This is a genomic window from Mesorhizobium sp. M7A.F.Ca.CA.003.01.2.1, assembly GCF_003998945.1.
Classification (GTDB): domain Bacteria; phylum Pseudomonadota; class Alphaproteobacteria; order Rhizobiales; family Rhizobiaceae; genus Mesorhizobium; species Mesorhizobium ciceri.
Genome location: NZ_RZRA01001663.1, coordinates 1 through 463, shown reverse-complemented (window position 1 = coordinate 463; position 463 = coordinate 1). Strand labels below are relative to the sequence as shown.

The window sequence follows — 463 nt, the reverse complement described above, 5'->3', positions numbered from 1 at the left end:
CGCCGCCCACCTTCGCCCATGAAGACGTCGTCGACTATCTGCTGATCGCTCTGTTCGGGTTGGTTTCGGTCGTTGTCATCGTTGTGACCTAACCTCACCCTCCCCCGTCTGGGGAGGTTGAGGAACACTCAGAACTCGATCCCCTGCTGCGCTTTCACGCCGGCGGAAAAATGATGCTTGGTCACGCTCATTTCGGTGACGAGGTCTGCGGCCTCGACCAGCGCCGGCTTGGCGTTGCGGCCGGTGACAACGACATGCAGGCCCTCGCGCCGCGCTTTTAGCGCGCCAACCACTCTGTCGAGATCGAGATAGTCGTAGCGCAGCGCAATGTTCAATTCGTCGAGCACCAGCAGGCTGATCGACGGATCGGCCATCAGTTCGAGCACCTTGGCCCAGGCGGCTTCGGCGGCAGCGATGTCGCGCTTCAGATCCTGGGTTTCCCAGGTGAACCCCTCGCCCATCG

Annotated in this window: 1 protein-coding gene; it reads right to left on the bottom strand. The window is 61.8% G+C overall.

The features are described from left to right. Positions 1 to 128: 128 nt before the first annotated feature. Positions 129 to 463 (bottom strand): cob(I)yrinic acid a,c-diamide adenosyltransferase (locus EN969_RS34825; protein WP_206525389.1); only part of this gene is annotated, 335 nt, incomplete at its 5' end.